Source organism: Yersinia sp. 2542 StPb PI (genome assembly GCF_048593855.1).
Taxonomy (GTDB): domain Bacteria; phylum Pseudomonadota; class Gammaproteobacteria; order Enterobacterales; family Enterobacteriaceae; genus Yersinia; species Yersinia enterocolitica_E.
The window spans coordinates 1-3,943 of sequence record NZ_JAZGQA010000279.1 but is presented as its reverse complement, the minus strand read 5'-3'; the positions used below and the strand labels follow the sequence as shown (position 1 = coordinate 3,943).

Genomic DNA, 3,943 nt, shown 5'->3' with positions numbered 1-3,943 from the left:
CGCATCAATATTGCGCGAGCCATCAATTAGGGGACTTGCCGATTGCAAAAAGGTATTGCATAATTAAATTCATTGGCAATAGGTTTTTGCACAACAATACACCTACCATCAAATAACAATTAGCCGTGATGGATACCGTTGATAAGTTAGCCAGGGTCTCCCTCCGTGATCGATAGTTTTTGCCAGAATGGCTGAATAGGAGAGCGAAGTGATGAATCTCGGTTATGCCCGGGTTTCCACCCAAGAACAGGATAACAGCGCGCAAATTGCCGCACTGACGCTGATGGGCTGTGCCCGAATTTTTGAAGAAAAAGCGTCGGCTGGGCGCTGGGATCGCCCAGAGCTACACCGCTTGATTGACCAACTACGGCCTGGCGACGTGTTGGTGGTATGGAAGCTTGACCGGCTTTCGCGTTCACTTAAAGACTTACTGACTCTTCTGGAAAAGGTGCAGCTTGCTGGAGCAGGTTTTCAGAGTATTACTGAAGCTATCGACACCACGACACCAGCCGGCCGTATGATGATGCAGATCGTGGGTTCCTTTGCTGAATACGAGCGCGCCATGCTACGTGAGCGTACGCGCAATGGTCTGTTAGCGGCGCGTAGTGAAGGTAGAATTGGCGGACGCCGCCCGAAGCTCTCCGCCCTGCAACAGCAAGAAATTGTGCAACTGGTGAGTTCAGGCCAAAGAACTGCCGCTGATGCTGCCAGGCTTTTCGATGTCCACCCTTCTACAGTGGCCCGGTTGTTATCCAAAACCAAGCTACTCAACCGACAGTAGTGGCCATGTCGAGTAAAAATGAGCGTTTATCGGTTCTATCGGATGCAGAGCAATTTGCCCTGTATGGACTACCTGATTTTGATGATGGACAACAAATGGAATTCCTGTCGTTGTCAGAGTCAGAACTGGCGTTGGTTAGTTGTCGCCCCAGCCTTCACGCACAAATTTACTGTGCCTTGCAAATAGGTTATTTCAAGGCCAAGCGCGCCTTTTTCCGCTTTGACTGGTGCGATGTCGAAGATGATAGTGCCTTTGTGCTGAGCCGCTATTTCAACGGCGAACCGTTCGAACCTGAATCGATCACCAAGCATGAGTATTATAGTCAGCGTGAGCGGATAGTACTCCTGTTCAGCTACCGCTTGTGGGCAACCAACTATCTGCCCCAGCTCATGCAGCAGGCCGAACAGATCGTTCGTCGCGATGTTACGCCCGGATTCGTGGCCACTGAACTCATTGTCTGGTTCAACGAACAAAAAATTGTTCGTCCCGGTTATACCACGTTGCAAGAATTGATTAGCAACGTACTGTCTACTGAGCGACAGCGTTTGGGTAACTTGCTTCTCGATGAACTTGACGATAGCGCCAGGACCGCGTTGGTTCAACTTCTTGTGCGTGATGATACATTATCCAAATTGGCCGGGTTGAGACAGGATGCCAAAGACTTTCGTTGGCGGCAGATGAAACTGGAGAGAGAAAAGCGGGCAACACTTAAACCCTTGTACCAGATAGCCAGTACGTTGCTCCCCAAACTGGGGGTCTCACAGCAAAATTTGCTCTACTATGCCAGCCTGACGAACTTCTACACCGTCTACGACCTGCGACGTCTCCGCCCCAAACAACAAAGTTACTTATACCTGTTGTGCTACGCCTGGGTGCGTTACCGGCAGCTTACCGACAACCTGGTCGATGCGATGGCCTTCCATATGAAGCAACTGGAGGATGAGAGCCGGGCTGGCGCAAAACAGTCCTTCGCCGACGAGCAAGTTAAACGGCATCAAGATACGTCGAAGGTCGGGCGTCTGCTATCGCTGTACGTCGACGACAGCGTGGCCGATCAGACACCCTTCGGTGAGGTGCGCCAGCGTGCTTGGAAAATCATGGACAGGGATGTGCTGCAAAACACCGCGCAGCGCATGAGCATCAAGCCAGTGAGCAAGTTGGCGCTGCACTGGCAGGTGGTTGACGGACTGGCCGGACGCATCCGCCGCCACCTGCGCCCCCTTTATATGACGCTCAACTTTGCCAGTATTGTTCCTGACAGCCCATGGCTGGAGGCACTTACCTGGGCAAAAAAACTGTTCGCCCGACAGCCGCGTTTGGTTCAATGGCCATTTGACGAATGCCCGGATGCCACGCTGCCAAAGCGATTGCGTTCCTACCTGCTGACATTCGATGAAAAGGACGAACCCACGGGAATACAGGCCGAACGTTATGAATTTTGGCTGTATCGCCAGATAAGAAAACGTTTTGAGGCGGGTGAACTGTACCTCGATGACAGCCTGCAACACCGCCGTTTCTCCGACGAGTTGGTTTCCCGGGAAAAAACCGCCACCGTGGCCGCGCAAATGGATATTCCTTTTCTCCGCCAGCCTGTCGATGTCCAGTTGGATCTTCTGACGACGGAACTGAACACACAGTGGCGCGCGTTCAATCGCGAGTTGAAACAGGGCAAACTCAAGCATCTGGAATACGACAAAGATAATCAGACGCTAAGCTGGCACAAATCAAAGGCCGATAACCTGAAGGCACGAGAGCAGGCGTTCTATGAACAATTACCGTTCTGTGATGTGGCGGATGTGCTCCGGTTTGTTAACAAGCAGTGCGGCTTCCTTTCAGCCCTGACGGCCCTGCAGCCACGCTATGCGAAAAAATCGGCCGATACCGACAGCCTGATGGCAGTCATCATCGCGCAGGCGATGAACCACGGCAATCAGGTCATGGCACGCACCAGTGATATCCCGTATCACGTACTGGAAACGACCTACCAGCAATATTTACGCTTGGCATCCTTACAGGCCGCCAATGATTGCATCAGCAACGCCACCGCTACGCTGCCGATTTTTCCCTGTTACTCCTTTGACCCGGGGACTTTGCATGGTGCCGTCGATGGTCAAAAATTTGGGGTCGAGCGGCCGACGGTGAAAGCGCGCTCTTCACGCAAATATTTCGGCCGCGGCAAGGGCGTCGTCGCCTATACTCTGTTGTGTAACCATGTGCCACTGAATGGCTACCTGATTGGGGCGCATGAGTATGAAGCGCACCATGTGTTCGATATCTGGTATCGCAATACCTCGGACATAGTGCCCACCACGATCACCGGCGACATGCACAGTGTCAACAAGGCCAACTTCGTCATTTTGTATTGGTTTGGTAGAAAGTTCGAACCCCGTTTCACCAACGTGAACAAACAGTTACAATCAGTTTATTGTGCTGACTCCCTTGCGTTGTACGAAAAGTTTCTTATTCAGCCGGCTGGGCAGATTGATCGGGAACTCATTGGCCGGGAAGACGGCAATATGGCACAAATTGCCGCCACGTTGGCCCTAAAAGAGATGACGCAAGGCACGCTGGTTCGTAAGCTTTGCACCTACACGGTACAAAACCCGACCCGGCAGGCGGTGTTTGAATTCAACCGGTTCATTCACAGTATTTATACGCTGCGTTACCTGCGCGATCCTCAAATAGAGCGTAATTCCCATCGTTCGCAAAACCGTGTCGAATCTTATCACCAGCTCCGTTCGGCTATAGCCAAAGTCGGCGGCAGGAAAGAGCTAACGGGGCGTACCGATATTGAAATCGAGATCAGCAACCAGTGTGGCCGCCTGGTTGCCAACGGTATCATTTATTATAACTCCGCGATCCTGTCACGATTGCTGACAAAGCACGAAGCCAGTGGCAACACCAAAGCAGTGGAACTGCTCACCCGGATATCACCGGTTGCCTGGCAGCACATCCTGCTAAACGGACATTACCGATTTCAGGGTGACGGGAAGACTATAGATCTCGATACGCTGATTGCCGAACTTGAGCTGTGATGACGGAAATAGACTTTAACGTTAACTCACTGAATCAGAAGATGATCACAAATACCGATAGTATTGCAATACATTTACGCAACAAGCATGTCTTCCGCACGTAATACCAGAAAGTCTGGCTCCAGTA

At 51.7% G+C, this 3,943-nt stretch carries 2 protein-coding genes; both read left to right on the top strand.

Translation table 11 applies throughout. From position 1 onward, the window contains the following. The first annotated feature begins 211 nt into the window (after positions 1-211). Positions 212-781 (top strand): recombinase family protein, encoded by a 570-nt coding sequence (locus V1952_RS20480; protein WP_420075430.1) that lies wholly within the window; start codon positions 212-214, stop codon positions 779-781. A 5-nt stretch (positions 782-786) separates the two neighbouring features. After that, positions 787-3,816, top strand: coding sequence for a Tn3 family transposase (locus V1952_RS20475; RefSeq protein ID WP_420075429.1), 3,030 nt, complete (start codon positions 787-789; stop codon positions 3,814-3,816). Positions 3,817-3,943: the final 127 nt, after the last annotated feature.

Excerpts from the sequence above, each read along its gene's own strand:
- V1952_RS20475 (WP_420075429.1), top strand. The coding sequence starts at position 787 with ATGTCGAGTAAAAATGAGCGTTTATCGGTTCTATCGGATGCAGAGCAA.
- V1952_RS20480 (WP_420075430.1), top strand. The coding sequence starts at position 212 with ATGAATCTCGGTTATGCCCGGGTTTCCACCCAAGAACAGGATAACAGC.